This window comes from Ferrovum myxofaciens, from assembly GCF_000735045.1.
GTDB classification, from domain to species: Bacteria; Pseudomonadota; Gammaproteobacteria; order Burkholderiales; family Ferrovaceae; genus Ferrovum; species Ferrovum myxofaciens.
On sequence record NZ_JPOQ01000074.1, the window covers coordinates 114109 to 129544 of the forward strand.

The 15436-nt window shown below is 56.2% G+C and carries 18 protein-coding genes; 16 read left to right on the forward strand and 2 right to left on the reverse strand.

Features of this window, described 5'->3' with window-relative positions; translation table 11 throughout:
• The first annotated feature begins 4 nt into the window (after positions 1-4).
• From hemF to IV91_RS0109635, 7 genes are read left to right on the forward strand one after another with little or no spacing between them, the layout of a single operon-like run.
• Positions 5-931, forward strand: coding sequence for an oxygen-dependent coproporphyrinogen oxidase (hemF, locus tag IV91_RS0109605; protein WP_051862484.1), 927 nt, complete (start codon positions 5-7; stop codon positions 929-931).
• A 22-nt stretch (positions 932-953) separates the two neighbouring features.
• Positions 954-1877, forward strand: a complete 924-nt coding sequence (locus IV91_RS0109610) for a branched-chain amino acid ABC transporter permease (RefSeq protein ID WP_031597886.1) — start codon at positions 954-956, stop codon at positions 1875-1877.
• Entirely contained in the window at positions 1874-2920 is a 1047-nt protein-coding gene (locus IV91_RS0109615; RefSeq protein WP_051862485.1) for a branched-chain amino acid ABC transporter permease, read from the forward strand. Before IV91_RS0109610 ends, IV91_RS0109615 begins: the two co-directional genes overlap by 4 nt.
• Positions 2905-3684, forward strand: coding sequence for an ABC transporter ATP-binding protein (locus IV91_RS0109620; protein ID WP_031597890.1), 780 nt, complete (start codon positions 2905-2907; stop codon positions 3682-3684). Before IV91_RS0109615 ends, IV91_RS0109620 begins: the two co-directional genes overlap by 16 nt.
• Complete coding sequence (locus IV91_RS0109625; protein WP_031597892.1) at positions 3677-4381, forward strand: ABC transporter ATP-binding protein; 705 nt, start codon at positions 3677-3679, stop codon at positions 4379-4381. Before IV91_RS0109620 ends, IV91_RS0109625 begins: the two co-directional genes overlap by 8 nt.
• Complete coding sequence (locus IV91_RS0109630) at positions 4382-5803, forward strand: ArnT family glycosyltransferase (RefSeq protein WP_031597893.1); 1422 nt, start codon at positions 4382-4384, stop codon at positions 5801-5803.
• Entirely contained in the window at positions 5803-6702 is a 900-nt protein-coding gene (locus IV91_RS0109635; protein ID WP_031597894.1) for a 5'-nucleotidase, read from the forward strand. The genes IV91_RS0109630 and IV91_RS0109635 overlap by 1 nt, the downstream gene beginning before the upstream one ends.
• Here the strand turns inward: IV91_RS0109635 and IV91_RS0109640 are convergent, their stop codons facing one another.
• Both IV91_RS0109640 and IV91_RS0109645 read right to left on the reverse strand, forming a co-directional pair.
• Complete coding sequence (locus IV91_RS0109640; RefSeq protein ID WP_031597896.1) at positions 6703-6942, reverse strand: hypothetical protein; 240 nt, start codon at positions 6940-6942, stop codon at positions 6703-6705.
• Positions 6943-6952: 10 nt separating this feature from the next.
• A complete protein-coding gene (locus tag IV91_RS0109645; RefSeq protein ID WP_031597899.1) occupies positions 6953-7138 on the reverse strand; it encodes a hypothetical protein in 186 nt (61 codons plus the stop codon).
• Positions 7139-7261: 123 nt separating this feature from the next.
• Here IV91_RS0109645 and IV91_RS0109650 point away from each other — a divergent pair, with 123 nt between their 5' ends.
• The 9 genes from IV91_RS0109650 (at position 7262) to IV91_RS0109695 (ending at position 15204) form a co-directional block, all read left to right on the forward strand.
• Positions 7262-8461: a 4Fe-4S binding protein gene (locus IV91_RS0109650; RefSeq protein ID WP_031597901.1), complete on the forward strand. Its 1200-nt coding sequence runs from the start codon at positions 7262-7264 to the stop codon at positions 8459-8461.
• Entirely contained in the window at positions 8458-10293 is a 1836-nt protein-coding gene (locus tag IV91_RS0109655) for a nitric oxide reductase activation protein NorD (protein WP_051862486.1), read from the forward strand. Before IV91_RS0109650 ends, IV91_RS0109655 begins: the two co-directional genes overlap by 4 nt.
• Before the next feature lie 20 nt (positions 10294-10313).
• Positions 10314-11309, forward strand: a complete 996-nt coding sequence (locus tag IV91_RS15845) for a LuxR C-terminal-related transcriptional regulator (protein WP_035417617.1) — start codon at positions 10314-10316, stop codon at positions 11307-11309.
• Positions 11310-11549: 240 nt separating this feature from the next.
• The gene (locus IV91_RS0109665) at positions 11550-12764 is read left to right on the forward strand and encodes an RICIN domain-containing protein (RefSeq protein WP_031597905.1); all 1215 of its coding nucleotides are present in this window, start codon (positions 11550-11552) and stop codon (positions 12762-12764) included.
• A gap of 67 nt (positions 12765-12831) precedes the next feature.
• Positions 12832-13683, forward strand: a complete 852-nt coding sequence (locus IV91_RS0109670; protein ID WP_031597906.1) for a PEP-CTERM sorting domain-containing protein — start codon at positions 12832-12834, stop codon at positions 13681-13683.
• A gap of 175 nt (positions 13684-13858) precedes the next feature.
• The gene (locus IV91_RS0109675) at positions 13859-14155 is read left to right on the forward strand and encodes a toxin-antitoxin system TumE family protein (RefSeq protein ID WP_031597907.1); all 297 of its coding nucleotides are present in this window, start codon (positions 13859-13861) and stop codon (positions 14153-14155) included.
• Positions 14136-14486, forward strand: coding sequence for an HVO_A0114 family putative DNA-binding protein (locus IV91_RS0109680; RefSeq protein WP_031597908.1), 351 nt, complete (start codon positions 14136-14138; stop codon positions 14484-14486). Before IV91_RS0109675 ends, IV91_RS0109680 begins: the two co-directional genes overlap by 20 nt.
• 177 nt (positions 14487-14663) lie before the next feature.
• A complete protein-coding gene (locus IV91_RS19750; RefSeq protein ID WP_031597909.1) occupies positions 14664-15011 on the forward strand; it encodes a DUF6883 domain-containing protein in 348 nt (115 codons plus the stop codon).
• Positions 14998-15204, forward strand: a complete 207-nt coding sequence (locus IV91_RS0109695) for a DUF4926 domain-containing protein (RefSeq protein ID WP_031597910.1) — start codon at positions 14998-15000, stop codon at positions 15202-15204. Before IV91_RS19750 ends, IV91_RS0109695 begins: the two co-directional genes overlap by 14 nt.
• Positions 15205-15436: the final 232 nt, after the last annotated feature.

A 15436-nucleotide genomic window follows, 5' to 3' on the forward strand; every position in this document is an offset into this window, starting at 1 on the left:
CATTATGGCAGAACAGACCCTCCCCCATTCTTCTTTCGATCCCGTACGTTTGAAAGCCTATCTAATGGACCTGCAGGAACGTATCGTCACGGCCCTGGAAAAAGCCGATGGCCATGCCTTCCGGCGGGATGCCTGGACCCGTCCGGAGGGCGGGGGGGGACTCAGTGCGCTTGTGGAAGAAGGCGCTCTTTTCGAGCGCGGGGGGGTGAACTTCTCCCATGTCATGGGCCCCGGTTTGCCCCCCTCGGCCAGCGCCCATCGTCCCGAGTTGGCCGGACGCCGCTTCGAGGCCATGGGGGTCTCTCTGGTACTGCACCCCCGCAATCCTTATGTTCCCACCGTCCATATGAACATCCGCTTCTTTGCGGCCTTTGCCGAGGATGCGGCACCGGTTTGGTGGTTCGGGGGAGGCATGGACCTCACGCCTTATTACGGTTTCGAGGAAGATGCCCGCCATTTTCATCAAACCTGTCAGGCTGCTCTGGCCCCCTTCGGAGCGGATTACTATCCCCGCTTCAAACGTTGGTGTGACGAGTATTTCTTTCTCAAACATCGGCAAGAACCGCGCGGCGTGGGCGGTATTTTCTTTGATGACTTCAACGAGTTGCCGCTGCCCCAGGCCGAGGCTCTCTGGCGCAGTGTGGGTGATCATTTTCTGGCGGCCTATCTGCCCATTGTCGAACGTCGCCGCTCCCTGCCCTACGGCGAACGGGAAAGAGATTTTCAGGCCTATCGGCGGGGCCGTTATGTGGAATTCAATCTGGTCTATGATCGGGGGACGCTGTTTGGTCTTCAGTCCGGGGGGCGTACCGAGTCGATCCTGATGTCCCTGCCTCCGATCGTGCGCTGGCGTTACGACTGGCATCCCGAAGCAGGGTCGCCTGAAGCCGCGCTACTCGAAGGATTCATCAACGGGCAGGACTGGTTGTGAGGTCAGGACGTTTTTTCCTCACATGGTGACATTCCTGCAACAAGTGCTCAATGGTTTGACCCTGGGGTGCATCTATGCCCTGGTTGCCTTGGGGTACACCCTGGTGTACGGGATCCTTGAACTGATCAACTTTGCCCATGGGGATCTGGTCATGATCGGTGCCCTGGTTTCCCTTTCCCTGGTACGTGCCCTGCAGGACTGGGGGGCCCCCCTTCCCGTGGCCCTGGCGGGCGGCCTGGTGGGGGCCATGGGGGTCTGTGTTCTGGTGGGGGTAGCCTTGGAACGGTTGGCTTATCGTCCCCTGCGCCATGCCCCCAAACTGGCTCCCCTGATCACGGCCATCGGGATGTCGATGGTGCTGGAGCAGGGTTCGGCCTTGATCTGGGGGCGAGGCTATCGCTCTTTCCCGGATTTGGGGCTGACCCATTCTCTGACCTTGGGAGGCGTGGTCATCAGCCCTCTTCAGGGGGTGATCGTGCTGGGAAGCCTCAGTCTGTTGGGCGGTCTGCTTTGGCTCATCCAGCGTTCGGCGCTCGGGCGCGCCATGCGAGCAACGGCGCAAAACCCCGTGGCGGCCCAGTTGCTGGGGGTGGATACGGAACGGGTCATTACCCTGGCCTTTGTGATTGGTGCCGCGCTTGCGGCCATTGCCGGATTGATGGTGGGGGCTTACTATCAGGTGGCCCACTACACCATGGGGTTCATGCTGGGGCTCAAGGCGTTTACGGCCGCCGTGCTGGGAGGGATTGGCAATTTGTCCGGTGCGGTGCTGGGCGGGATTCTGCTGGGTTTGCTGGAAGCCTTGGGGGCCGGATATCTGGGGGATTGGACGGGAAACTTGTTTGGCAGCAACTACAAGGATGTTTTTTCCTTTGCTACCCTGATTCTGGTTCTGCTGTTTCACCCCTCCGGTTTGTTGGGGCGCCATGCCCCGGAAAAGGTATGATTGCCTGCCCTCCGCGTTTCAAATTTCCGTGGATGCTCCTGGGCACCCTGATCCTGCCCTGGGTGATTGAAGGACTATTGGGGCGGGGGTGGGTGCGCATCCTGGATTTCGCTCTGCTGTCCGTTTTACTGGCCATTGGTCTGAACATCGTGGTGGGCTATGCCGGGTTGCTGGACCTGGGGTTCATCGCCTTCTTTGGGGTGGGGGCTTATGCCTATGCCCTGTTGGCGTCGCCCCAATTCGGGGTGCATTGGCCGCTTTGGGCCATTCTGCCCACGGGTATTCTGGTGGCCGCCAGTTTTGGCGTGGCCCTGGGTTGGCCGACCCTGGGTCTGCGGGGAGATTATCTGGCCATCGTGACCATGGGGTTTGGCGAGATCATCCGGGTCTTTCTCAACAATCTGACCGCACCGATCAATATCACCAATGGCCCTCAGGGGATTACGATGATCGACGCCCTTCATCTGGGAACCTGGTCCTTTGCCCGTCCTCATCGGCTGTGGGGTATCCCGTTGCCTGCCTTGGTGGGGACCTATTACCTGTTCCTCCTGTTTGTCCTGCTGGCACTTTTCCTTTCCCGACGGTTGGAATATTCCCGGATCGGGCGGGCCTGGATGGCCATTCGCGAAGACGAGATTGCGGCGGCCAGCATGGGGCTGGATACGCGCCGTCTCAAATTGCTGGCCTATGCTTTGGGGGCTGCCTTTGGCGGCGTATCCGGTGGCCTGTTCGCGGGGTTTCAGGGTTTTGTCAGCCCGGAGAGTTTTACCTTGCAGGAATCCGTCATGATTTTGTGCATGGTGGTACTGGGCGGGATGGGTAACCTGCGCGGTGTGGTGGCAGGCGCTCTTCTGCTCGCTTTTCTGCCCGAGGTGTTGCGACCCCTGGGGGGTTGGCAACAGCATTGGTTTCATCGCGTCCTGATCGATCCATCCACCCTGCGCCTGCTCCTCTTTGGGGTCACTCTGGTTGTCCTGATGCGCTGGCGACCTGAAGGGTTGTTGCCGTCCCGGGCACGGGCACGGGAATGGCATACGTCATGAATTTGCTGGAAGCCAAGGGCATCAGCAAATGTTTTGGTGGGGTTCAGGCTTTGCACAATGTTTCCCTGACGGTGGAGCCAGCCAGCATCGTGGGCTTGATCGGCCCGAATGGTGCCGGAAAAACCACTTTTTTTAATGTGTTGACCGGGGTTTACAGACCCGATGAGGGGACGTTGACTTTTGCCGGTCAGCCTTTGCCCGCAGGTCAACCCCATCGGATTGCTCGAGCGGGCCTGGTACGAACTTTCCAGAACATTCGGGTATTCCCTCAGATGAGTGCCCTGGAAAACGTCATGGTGGGGTTTCATGGACGGACGCGCTGTGGATTGCTGGGGGCCTGGCTCAACAGTTCGGCCGTGCGGCGGGAAGAGCGGGAGATTCGGGAAGGGGCTCAGGAACTGTTGAAATGGGTGGGGTTGCAGGAAATGGCGCAACGGGTGGCCGGTACCCTGTCCTATGGGGCGCAACGCCGTCTGGAAATTGCTCGCGCCCTGGCCACGGGCCCTCGTCTGTTGGCGCTGGATGAACCGGTGGCCGGTATGAATGGAACGGAACGGGGGCACATGGCCGAGTTGATCTTGCGCATTCGCGCTGCGGGGATTGCCCTGCTGGTGATCGAACATGATGTACGCTGGATCGCGCAATTGTGTGAACGCATCACCGTTCTGAATTATGGGCAAGGTTTGGCCGAGGGAACGCCTGCTGAAATTCAGGCCAACCCACAAGTCATCGAAGCCTACCTGGGGCACCCCTCCCATGGCTGAACCTCTTCTGGAAGTAAGCCATTTGGCAGTGCACTACGGGGGCATCGAGGCCCTCTGTGATTTTTCCCTGCAACTCGAAGAGGGGGAAAAGGTGGCTTTGATCGGCGCCAATGGTGCGGGCAAGAGCAGTACCCTGAAGGCTCTGGCCGGAGTGGTGCCCTTCGCACAGGGGAGCCTGAGATATGACGGCATGGACTGGACCCATCAACCGGCCTGGAAACGGGCGCGCGCTGGCCTGATTCTGGTGCCTGAAGGGCGGGGCGTTTTTCCCCGTTTGTCCATCGCGGAAAACCTGCAAATGGGACAGATGGGCCGTTCCGATCCGGCGGCGATGGAGAAGGTCTACGTCCGTTTCCCTCGTCTATACGAGCGACGGACCCAGGCTGCGGGCACGCTCTCCGGTGGGGAGCAGCAGTTGCTGGCCCTGGGGCGTGCCCTATTGACTCGGCCCCGTCTCCTGATGCTGGACGAACCCAGCATGGGGCTGGCTCCTCAACGAGTGGATGAGGTTTTCGGGGTCATCGCGGAAATGGTGCAGGCCGGAACGACCTTGCTGTTGGTGGAACAGAATGCCCGGCGAGCCCTGGAACTGTGTGATCGTGCCCTGATTCTGGAGTCGGGGCGCGTGGTGTTTTCCGACCGTGCGGCGGTATGTCTGGCCAGCCCCGCGTTGCGGGCGGCCTATCTGGGAGAATGAATGTCGTTGCTAAACCGATATTACTGGGGAATTCTGGGGCTGGTACTGGCCACCTACGGGTTTTCTCTGTTTCATGCCTATGTGGGTGAGGAGGCCAATTACACCATCATGTCCATGGAAATGTGGCAGCGCCAGATCTTTCGCAGTGTGGTGGCGCTGGGGAGCGTAGGCGGTCGTCCCCCTTTGTATAACTGGGTGATGATTCCCGTGGCACGTCTGGTGGGCTGGTCTCAGGTGTTGCTGGCAGCGCGCCTGGTGACCCTGGGGGCAACCCTGGGTACTGCGCTCATACTGGGCTGGTGGGCGCGTAGCCTTTGGCCGGGAACGGGCGCAGGAAAATTGGCCGGGCTGCTTTATCTGATGACCGCCGATGTGCTGTTTTACCGGGGTTGGCTGGCCTATGCGGACCCACTTTTTGCATTCTTCATGGTGCTGTCGGCTTTTTTGTTATGGAGTGCGGTTCAGCGGCGCAGCCTGCTCTGGCTTTTACTGTCGTTATGGGTGATTTTTGCCTCCTATCTGACCAAGGTGGTGACGGCCTACGCTTATTTTGGTGGCATCTGGCTGGTGCTGCTGAGTCAGCGCTCCCCTCGGGCGTTTCTGTGCTCCCCTCGGGCGATGGGTATCTACGTCCTGGGCTTGCTGCCCATGGGGCTCTGGCTGGGTACCGTGGGGCACCAGGATCCCCTGCAAGTGACCGGGCAATTGGCCGATGTGAGCGATAAACTGTTGTCCCCCGATGCGTTGGAGCCCTGGCTCCTGAAATTGGGCGAATTCCCTCTTTCCATTCTGGTGGGGCTCCTGCCTTCTTCCCTGTGGGTGCTCCGGGGGATGATCTCCCAGCACAGTCGGGGTATTTCCTGGCCCCTCCCGGTCAAAATATTGGCCGGCATGGCACTGCTCAATTTTTTCCCCTACTGGATTGCGCCACACAGTTCCCCACGCTACGTTTTGCCCGAATATGGTCTGGTGGTATTGGTGGCAACCTATTATCTGATCCACGAACCTGCCTTGTTTCAAAATGGAATTCTGCGTCCGGAACGCTGGGTGGTGGGACTGGTCCTGCTGGGACTCGGCGTCTCGGCGGTGGGGTACCCCGTCTATCAACAGCGTGTGCGCGGGGACAACTATGCGCGCATGGCAAACCAAATCGAAGCGCTGGCGGGCCCTTATCCCATTTATACTTTGAACTGGTCCTCCGTGGGATTGTCGGTGGTGGCGCTCATCGATAGCCGGCATTTTGATCGACCGGCCATTGTCAGTCCGCCTTCCCGTTTTACAGACGGGCTGGTCATTGCCTTTACCCCCCGTGATCTGCCGGGCAATGGGTGGGCAGAACTCGAGGGGCAGGCAGAGCAACTGATGCTGATTTGTCGGGGGAAAGTTTGTGCGGATCCGTTCTTTCATTCAGGGAGACCATGATGGCTGTGGATTTGGCGGGAAAATTGAGGGTGGGGATATCATCACGGGCATTGTTTGAACTGGGAGAAAGTCACGCCCTGTTTGAAACGCGCGGGGTAGAGGAATACAGCAGTTATCAGATCGCCCATGAAAACGAACCCCTGGGCGAAGGGGTGGCCTTCGGACTGGTGAAAAAATTGCTGGCTCTCAAGAATCAGCACGAAGAATCCAGTGTGGAGGTCATTCTGCTGTCCCGGAACAGTGCCGATACGGGATTGCGCATCTTTAATGCCATTGAACATCACGGGTTGAACATCACCCGGGCGGTTTTTTCGCGGGGGGAAACCCCCTGGAAGTATGCCGAAGCTCTGGGTGTCCATCTGTTTTTGTCAGCAGATGCGGGGGATGTGCGCCTGGCATTGGGAGCCGGAATTGCCGCTGCAACCATTCTGCCCTCCACGGTAGGAGACAATCCCTCCCCGCAGTTACGGATTGCTTTCGATGGGGATGCCGTGGTGTTTTCTGATGAGGCGGAATTGATCTACAAGACGCGCGGGCTGGAAGCGTTCATCGAGCATGAACGGTCCAAGGCCAACACGCCTTTGGCCAGTGGCCCTTTCCGACCCTTTCTGGAGGCACTGCATCGCATTCAACGGAACACCAACCCGCAGGATAGCCCCATTCGTACCGCTCTGGTGACGGCACGCAATGCGCCGACCCATAAGCGCGTGATTCATACCCTACGTGCCTGGGGCGTGCGTATCGACGAAGCCGTGTTTCTGGGTGGGGTGGAAAAAGGCCCGGTGCTGAAGGCCTTCGGCGCAGACATATTCTTTGATGATCAGGCGGCTCATTGCGACTCGGCGCGTCAACATGTGGCCACGGGGCATGTTCCGGTCACTTCGGTTCAGCGTGCTTGATCAGTGTTCATTCAGGCGTTGTTGCAAGGCTCTGGCATTGTCCATCAGGCCCTGATAACCATCGCGCAACTGATCGGGCAAAGCGGGGTCGCCCAGCAGGACTCCCAGGGTTTCCGTCAAACCATACAATAATCCCCTGGCTGCTCCGCCCGTCAGGTGTCCCTGATCAAGGGCTTGCTGGATATGCGTCAGCCCCGCATCGAGGTGTTCGTGTTCTGGGTATTGACGTGGCGAATTCATGGGAGATCTCTCAGTGACGGGGGTGCCGAAAACGCCAGGCCATATGCCACATACCCACGGCACAGGCCCAGGAAATCACTTTGGCGAGGTTGGAATCGATGGTCAACAAGTCCATCTGCACGGCAAGCGCAAAAACCGTCAGGTTCAGCGCCAGGATGGCGAAAACCGCAAAGAGAACATTGAAGGAACTGAACATGAGGGCTCCGTGTCTAGTCGCCATAATACTATAGAATGACCGAACCACGGTTGTAATGCAAGTGTCATGAAGGGGAGCGGAGGAAAGAATGTCAGAGGGGAGTAAAGTTCGGGAGGCCCAGAAGTGAAGCCCTACCATGTCAAACGCCGGGTCGTGCAATGGGGGGTTCTGATTTTTCTATGTGCGATTCCCCTCCTGGGCGTGTTCAGGATCGATCTGGCTTCGGCCAGTTTTGTGTTTTTCGGGCGCCCGGTCTGGTGGGACAATTACCGGTTCTTGAGCGGGATGGTGCTGGTGATTCTCAGTGCGCCCCTGCTGACCTACGTTACCATCGGTTCTCTGTGGTGTGGCTGGGCCTGTCCGCAGAATCTTCTCACCGAATGGGCTGATGCCCTGACCTTCAAATGGTTGGGGAAACGCGCCGATGTGCGGGTGGACGGTCAGGGACTGGTGGTGGCACCGGCCAAAAATCGCTGGTTGAACTGGTTCAAATTGGGGGCCACCTTGCTGGCAGCCTCCTTCCTTCTCGGTTTGGTCGTGCTCAAGTTGTATTACCCGGCGCAGGACGTCTGGGGGTTTCTGTGGGGAACCACGACCCGTCAGGCCAATTTTGCCATCATGCTGACATTTGTCGTTTTTTTTGTATTCATCGATCTCTCGGTGGTCCGTTATTTTCTTTGCGACTATGCCTGCTTCTATCGCATGGGACAGCGCCTGTTCCAGACCCGGGCGGCTCTTCATGTCGAGCATGACGGGGCACGGGGGGCGGATTGCGAGAAATGCCATTATTGTGCCACCGTTTGCCCGACCCGGATCGAACCCAACCGTATTCAAAAACATGATATTTGCATTGATTGCGGAGAATGTATCGATGCTTGTGACCGTTTGCATTTCAAGGACGGGACGGTTGGGCTGTTGACTTTTTCCACCCGTTCCTCCGTGCCCGAAACAACCCGGCAACGTTCCGGATTGCGCTTGATATTGTTGCGCAGTGGCGCTGGTTTTTTGTTTCTGAGTGGCTGCGCACTCATGGGGTGGGGAGCCTGGACCCAAAAGACGGTGGATTTCCAGAAAATGGAGGCAGACCAGGCGCGGCTCCAGGTGATATCCCATCATTGTCAGCCTCGCTGCGCGCCCTTGCAGGCCCAATGTCGTGGCGATCATCTGGCGGCGTGTTATCAGGCAGCCGCCTGTACCTGTGCCTGTTCTCTGGAGCAGGACCCCACCAACCCCCAGCGGGACACTTGGCAACAGTGTGTGCGCCTGAACCAGAAACACTTGCAGGCGCTGGAAACCGCTTCTTTTCCTCGAGTCAAACCATGAGCGATTTTCCGGTGCCTGAAAAGTCCACTTGGGCCGATTTTTTTATCCGCCATTTTGGTTCGGGCCGGCTCGATCAGGATCACTTGCGACCACTCAAAGGGGTTTCTTTTGGGACGGTGCGTCGCCGTCTTTACTTTTACGGGCGCTCCTTTTGGGATGCCGAGGTGCGTTTGGCCTCCACGGGCCATGCCTGGAGCGAACGGGAGGGGCGACGTCCCCATTGGCATGAGGGGGTTCTTTACCTGCCGGAAACCTTCGAGTCGCAGGGGGCAGTGCCCGGCGGTGAAGTTTATCGTGCGGCCTTGGCCCATGCCCTCTGTCACCTGAAATATGGCCTTCCCCTGGTGCAGAGCGGACTGGATGCCTGGACCCGACGCGTGGTGGAAACGGTGGAAGATGCCCGCGTCGAAGCACTGGCTCTGCGCACTTGGCCGGGATTGTTGCGGCTGTGGCAGGGATTGCATACCATCACCCCGGCCGCGCGGAATTCGGCGGGTCATTATCTGGAACGCCTGGCCCGCGCCTTGCTGGATTCCACCTATGAAGACGAGGATGAGTGGATCCGGCAAGGAAAGAGCCTGTTTGGTTCGATGCCCCTCGATCAGGAAGATTTTTCTGTTCGGGTGGGCCGTGCGTTGGCACAGTCTTTTCGGACCAAAAAAATTCCCGTCAGGATTCAGAGCGACCAGGTTCTTCTGACGTATCGGGACGATAACCGACAGTGTTGGGCTGCGCATTCCGAGGGAAACGGGACCGCTGGGCCCGTATCAAGGAAAGTGGTCAGGAATCGTCGTTTCAAATTTTTTGGACTCAATTTTAAGGTGGTGGATGAGTCCGATAACCCATCAGCCAAACAGTTTTCCCTGCTTGCAGCACTTTTCAATTTCAAACTGGATATTGGGGTTTCCGTCGAGGACAAGGATACCGATGCTCTGGGCGTGTACCGTTACCCGGAATGGGACTATAAAGGGCAAATCGAGCGCCCTTCCTGGGTCCGTATCCTGGAAAAGTTACCCAAAAGCGGGGATTCCCAATGGGTGGACGATATCATTGCCGAGCACAAACCTCTGATTTCGCGCATGCGCTTCGTGCTGGATGCGCTTCAACCTGCAGAAAACCAGCGTTTGCGCAAGTTGGAGGAGGGGGATGAGATGGATCTCAATGCGGCCATTCGGGCGTACTGTGATATACGCATGGGAATTCCCCCCGATACCCGCATCATGATGCGCACTCTTCGCCAGGAACGGGACATTGCCGTACTGGTGTTGCTCGACCTGTCCCGTTCCACCAACGAAAAGGTTCCCGGTCAGAACCACAGCATATTGCACTTGACCCAACAAGCCTGCGTGTTGTTGGCCGATGCCATCGGCAAGGTGGGGGACCCCTTTGCCATCCATGGTTTTTGCTCGGACAGTCGACACAATGTCAGTTATTACTGTTTCAAGAATTTCGACCAACCCTATGACCAGTTGGCCAAGGCTCGTCTGGCGGGGATGCAGGGTCAGTTATCGACGCGCATGGGAGCCGCCATCCGGCATGCCACGACGCATCTGGAGTGGCAAAAGAAAGGGCGCAAGTTGCTGATACTGCTGACCGATGGAGAGCCCGCCGATGTGGATGTGCGAGACCGTAAATATTTGCGTTACGATACCCGCAAGGCGGTGGAAGATGCGGTTCGGGAGGGCGTACAAGTCTATTGCCTGACTCTGGATCCCCGTGCCGATCAATATGTTTCAACGATTTTCGGGGCGCGCAACTACCTGGTGGTGGACCACGTGGCCCGCCTTCCAGAGAAACTGCCCCTGCTCTACGCCGGGTTGACCCGATCCTAGATGTTCACGGAGATTGAAGGATGCGAACGTATATTTCCGCCAAAGATTACCGGTCTCTCCTGACTCTCATCAATCAACTTTATACCCTTCCGGACCAGGAGACGATCATCCGTGCGGTGATCGAAGAACTCGGAAAACTGGTGCCCTTCTCAAGTGCGATCTTTATTGCGATGGAGGCCTCCGGTCTGTTCCGTCCGGATGGCTATTTTTCTGTAGCCATCCCTCCAAAGGCATTATCGGAATTCACAAACCACTATGCGGCCGTTCATCCTTTCACCCTGACCGGGTGGATCCGGCATACAAACGAGTCGGCCCGGATTACTGACTTTGTTCCCGCCTACCGTCTGCAGGATACGGAATATGGGCGGGATTTTCTTCCGTTGACCCCCTGTTTTTACGAACTCGGCGTGATCATGGGAGCCCAGGGCGATCACGTGGGCGCTTTCTGTCTTCACCGCCAAAAAATGGACCGGGATTTTTCCGACCGGGAAGTTCAGATCCTCAACTATCTGGTGCCGCACATGGCCCGGGCGATCAACTGTCTCCAACTGCTTGAGCGACTCAATGCCGGAGGGTTTTCTTCCGAAACCGGCGTTGTGAGAATGCTGGTGGACGGAGGGGTCACGATGAACGAGGCCGCTCGAAAAATTTCCCTCGAGCACCTGGACCGTGTTATCCCCAATCGTTTTACAGAGTCGGGGGCCTCAATCCTCGAATCACCCAAAGGCCGTTACCGAATTCAGACGACAAGCAGCAATCAGGGATCGGAGCGTATTCTTCTTTTCGAGCCCCTGCCCTTTACGGAGACATTATTCCAGCGGCTGTGCCGGTGGGATTTTACCGATCGTCAGGCTGAAATCGTTCTGAAAGTCATCCGGGGCGCATCGAATCGGGAAATTGCCGTGGCCTTGTCGGTGTCGGAACAAACCGTCAAGGAGCACCTGCGAAATATTTTCGAGAAGGTCAAGGTCCGTCGCCGGAGCGAACTGATCTCAAGAATCCTTTCCGATTCATAGCCTGAAACGCTCTCTTTGCCCATGGATCTCCAGGACGCTCTCTTGCTGTCCGGAAAAATGATCTCATCCCGTAAAACTTGCCCCCCAAGACCCACCTTTCGTCTAATTGTTGTCCATCCTGTCAAAGACATAGAATCCCTACACATAAAAGACGAGTTCACACCTTGAAAAATTGCACTTCAATTTCGAATCTGCGTGGTGTTTTGAACTTCGAAACTTGAGTTAAAAAGGAGAGTTACCATGGCCAGTTATTTCTTTCTCATGAACAAACTCAGCGGGGACGCGATCAGCATTGCGGGGATGTCCACGGCGCCTGGGACGGCTTTGCTTTCCTGGCCACAGAAAGCGACCGGGAATAATGACCAACTCTGGGGGTATACCCCGGATCCTGCGGGTTCCGGCTACTTTTTCATCGAAACCTTGCTTGACGGGAACGCGATCAGCATTGCGGGGATGTCCACGGCGTCTGGGGCGGGTCTGGTTTCCTGGCCGCAGAAGCAGAGCGGGTACGACGACCAACTCTGGCAATTTGTTCCAGATCCTTTGGGTTCGGGGTACTTTTTCATCAAGACCAAACTGAACGGGAATGTCATCAGCGTTGCGGGGATGTCCACGGCGCCTGGGGCGGGTCTGGTTTCCTGGCCACAGAAGCAGAGCGGGTACGACGACCAACTCTGGAAAATAGTTTCTGGTGCCCCTGTCTCCGTAGCCCCGCAGGCCCCGGTCATTGACTCCATAAATCCAGCGAAGGCAAGTCCGGGAAACCTCATTGTTCTTAACGGGCAAAATTTCGGACCCCAACAGGGGATCGGTTACGTGCTTTTTTCCAACAACGAAGTGAACTGGGGACAACCAGGGGATGTGGCCCCGTTTACTATCCAACATTGGAGCGACACGCAGATCAGTTTTCCCGTTCCGGTTAAAGGACACTCAGTCTATCAGGTAACGCCTGGCACGACCGCTTCCGTGAGCGTTACAAATAGCAATGGCCTCACATCCAACGCAGTGGAATTGGCGCTCTGCTCTGCAGCCATATGGCCCTTGACCGCAGACAGCGGCCAAACTCAAATAGGAAAGACCGGCAATGGTTTCATGGATACTACGGTCACAATCGACCAAGCCGGAAACTTGACCGCGAACACAAAAGTTTGGGATACCAGTATCTGGGGGCCATTGACAGGCTTCCATGGGGCTACGGTGGTTTGTCTGTATGACACTTTCGGTAATTTGCTCGATACCTTCCCGGCCGGGCCCTTCGGTGTCGAAGGCGGGCAGACCAACGAGAACCCTTGGTCTGCCACCGTTCCCTCCGGGAAGATGTGTGAGGTGTTTTCGGTGGCTGTTGTCAATTTCTACGATCCACAGTACACCGTCCCGGGTGAGATCTTGAATTGGGCTGCAGCGAACCAGTCGACAATTTCCGCGGCTGCAAAAGTAATCGTCTCGGTTTTCTGAGTAGTGGGATAGCCGGGGGCCAAGATTGATCCCCGGCAACCAAGGTAGCCTTCGAAAAGGAGATGACATGAAATACATCAGATATTCCATGGTCCTTATTCTGTCAGGACTGAGTATCCTTCTCGCTTCGGAGCAGGAGGCCTTTGCGACCATCGACTATTATACTGCGGCTGGTGGGGTATCAGAAGGTAGCATAATGGGCAGCAACGGATTTCCGAAGGGGGTTTATGGGAGTTTTGACAAACAGGGAAAACAGCAAATCAGTACAGGAACGATTTCAAACCAGGTGGGAGCAGCTGGTGCCACTGCCGATACTACAGGCAATTCGTTAAGTGCTTATGCCGAAGCAAATTCTCCCTGCTCAAAATCTAATTGCGATGGAACAATTGCAAATGGCGGGGCATACATATCTGATACATTGATATTCAAGAACTTACCCACTACCCCTACCTTGATTACTCTTGATCTCGCCATTAACTGGATTCTGAGTGGAAGCGAATCCAAAGGAAACAACGCAGGCATATTTGCGCTTCTGAGCGCGACTCCGTATGGCGATGCCTACGGGGGGGCGTATACATTATTTTCCTACAATAAAGCCGGCAGCAGTTCAAAGATATTATCCGTTGCAGTTGCGATGTCCCAGGATCCATATTCGAATCAAGTTCCCTATTTGAACTTTTTTGCGCAGGTCGATGCTCTCACAGGTTCAATTCCCGGTAATTCGGCAGGTGACTCCGCATTCGTGGACCCCAGCATCACCGTCCTTGCTCCTCCTGGTGTCACCTTTACTTCGGCAAGCGGAGCGACCTACAGCGGAACACCCGTAGTCGCCGTTCCTGAACCTTCTACCCGGCTCCTGTTCGGCATCGGGCTGCTGGGATTGATGGCAGGACTGCGGCGGCATCGGAGCTTCGGGTGATTTGACTCTTGCGGAGGTGCAGGGGGCGGTCGCCCGCTGTGGACTTGTCGAGAAATCTTACATTTGATTGATGGCGCGCTTCGGCGCCGGTTACCTTACACATTCGGCCCCTTGTGTTCGCATATGAACGTTGGAGTCATTGACAACATCCAACATTGTTGGCATAATCTCCAACATGAAGGCCGCAGAACTCGTTCGCACACGCATCATCTACTCCGAATCAGCTTTCGCCGAGTTGGTGCTGTGGCGGCTCCCGAAGGCAGTTGAAGGGTCGCCGCATCGATACAAGTATAGGCTTGCGTTTGTCGTTCACGGAAAATGCGTTCTGCGCTACGACAACGAGGTCGGAAAAGGAGATCACCGGCACTTCGATGGAAAGGAAAGCCCTTATATATTCTCTACGCCAGAGCAATTGATTGCCGACTTTCAACATGACATCGCGAGGTGGAACCATGAAAACCGTAACTCTTGATGTACGTGCCCCCGCCGATTCAATGGCGGATTTTACGCACGCCTGGGAAACAGGAAAGCCTCAGAAAAAAACTACGCGCATCAGTTTTGCTACTCCTGAGCTGCTTTGGCGGGTACTCACTGAAAAACGATGGGAACTGCTCAAGGTACTCTGCGGTGCGGGGCCAGTGTCCATTCGCGAAGCCGCCCGCCGCGCTGGGCGCGACGTAAAAGCCGTACATGGCGACATTACTGCACTGCTTAACGCCGGGGTGCTCGACCGCACAGAGGATGGTCGCATTGTCTTTCCATTTGAGGCTGTAAAAGTTGAGTTTCTATTGCAGGCCGCATAGCATCGCTGCGTTCCAAGAGTGAAACCACACTGGGTTACAGATTTCCTCGAATGATTTTATCGGCGGCTTCCTGGGCAGTGTCTACCTCTTTGCGTTTCACGGAGATTGAAGGATGAGAACGTACTGGCTGGATGAGGATTTGACTGGACAGAAGCATTTGCCAAGAACTGGATAGGAATGTTGCTGCCAAACATCGAAAGGGCCAGTATTGATGTCACGAAACTGACAGGCTACGTGCTGAATTCCACCCATCCAGAGGGGAGGCACAAGGCTCGCGTGTTCCTCTCGGCGCTGGGAGTTACGGCAGCAGACGGGGAATGGTTGGCTAACACAATTTTGTCTAGCCTTTGGAAATCTGACGCGCTGTTGCAGAACGATACGAATTGGGGGGCAATCTACCGTGTCGACATGGAGGTTGTTCGCGGGCATCGGTGTGCGAAGGTCAGGACGGGATGGCTATGCACGGACGAAATGGCTAAACTTGTTACATGCTTTGTAATCGGAGAATGCAATGAAACTACTTGATGTCGTTGCGACACTAGAAGATGTTCCGGCAGCGCACCTCGCCAAAGGACAGGTTGGCACTATTGTGGATGAGTTGAGCGATGAAGTCGTGCTGGTCGAATTCGCTGACCTTAACGGCGTAGCGTATGCCGTCGAACCCATTTCTGTCGGCAAGCTTATCGAGCTTCGCCATGCTCCGGCAATGGCCGCCTAACGACTGGCTGGTATCAACCAACTCTGGACATTCAGGGATGGATTCCTGAGTGACGCCGAATTTCGAGAGCGTCTTGAAATTCTGGCGAAGTTTAGAAGTTGTGACCTCAACCCCACACCGCGAGAATCCCCTCGCTTTAGCCATGGGGAGGAAAGCGGGAAGTTGGTTTTGACTTAGATTTGTCTTGCATTATATATCTAGCATCTGTATAATTAGTACATGAGCGATTACA

Excerpts from the sequence above, each read along its gene's own strand:
- hemF (WP_051862484.1), top strand. The coding sequence starts at position 5 with ATGGCAGAACAGACCCTCCCCCATTCTTCTTTCGATCCCGTACGTTTG.
- IV91_RS0109610 (WP_031597886.1), top strand. The coding sequence starts at position 954 with ATGGTGACATTCCTGCAACAAGTGCTCAATGGTTTGACCCTGGGGTGC.
- IV91_RS0109615 (WP_051862485.1), top strand. The coding sequence starts at position 1,874 with ATGATTGCCTGCCCTCCGCGTTTCAAATTTCCGTGGATGCTCCTGGGC.
- IV91_RS0109620 (WP_031597890.1), top strand. The coding sequence starts at position 2,905 with ATGGCATACGTCATGAATTTGCTGGAAGCCAAGGGCATCAGCAAATGT.
- IV91_RS0109625 (WP_031597892.1), top strand. The coding sequence starts at position 3,677 with ATGGCTGAACCTCTTCTGGAAGTAAGCCATTTGGCAGTGCACTACGGG.
- IV91_RS0109630 (WP_031597893.1), top strand. The coding sequence starts at position 4,382 with ATGTCGTTGCTAAACCGATATTACTGGGGAATTCTGGGGCTGGTACTG.
- IV91_RS0109635 (WP_031597894.1), top strand. The coding sequence starts at position 5,803 with ATGGCTGTGGATTTGGCGGGAAAATTGAGGGTGGGGATATCATCACGG.
- IV91_RS0109640 (WP_031597896.1), bottom strand. The coding sequence starts at position 6,942 with ATGAATTCGCCACGTCAATACCCAGAACACGAACACCTCGATGCGGGG.
- IV91_RS0109645 (WP_031597899.1), bottom strand. The coding sequence starts at position 7,138 with ATGTTCAGTTCCTTCAATGTTCTCTTTGCGGTTTTCGCCATCCTGGCG.
- IV91_RS0109655 (WP_051862486.1), top strand. The coding sequence starts at position 8,458 with ATGAGCGATTTTCCGGTGCCTGAAAAGTCCACTTGGGCCGATTTTTTT.
- IV91_RS15845 (WP_035417617.1), top strand. The coding sequence starts at position 10,314 with ATGCGAACGTATATTTCCGCCAAAGATTACCGGTCTCTCCTGACTCTC.
- IV91_RS0109665 (WP_031597905.1), top strand. The coding sequence starts at position 11,550 with ATGGCCAGTTATTTCTTTCTCATGAACAAACTCAGCGGGGACGCGATC.
- IV91_RS0109670 (WP_031597906.1), top strand. The coding sequence starts at position 12,832 with ATGAAATACATCAGATATTCCATGGTCCTTATTCTGTCAGGACTGAGT.
- IV91_RS0109675 (WP_031597907.1), top strand. The coding sequence starts at position 13,859 with ATGAAGGCCGCAGAACTCGTTCGCACACGCATCATCTACTCCGAATCA.
- IV91_RS0109680 (WP_031597908.1), top strand. The coding sequence starts at position 14,136 with ATGAAAACCGTAACTCTTGATGTACGTGCCCCCGCCGATTCAATGGCG.
- IV91_RS19750 (WP_031597909.1), top strand. The coding sequence starts at position 14,664 with ATGTTGCTGCCAAACATCGAAAGGGCCAGTATTGATGTCACGAAACTG.
- IV91_RS0109695 (WP_031597910.1), top strand. The coding sequence starts at position 14,998 with ATGAAACTACTTGATGTCGTTGCGACACTAGAAGATGTTCCGGCAGCG.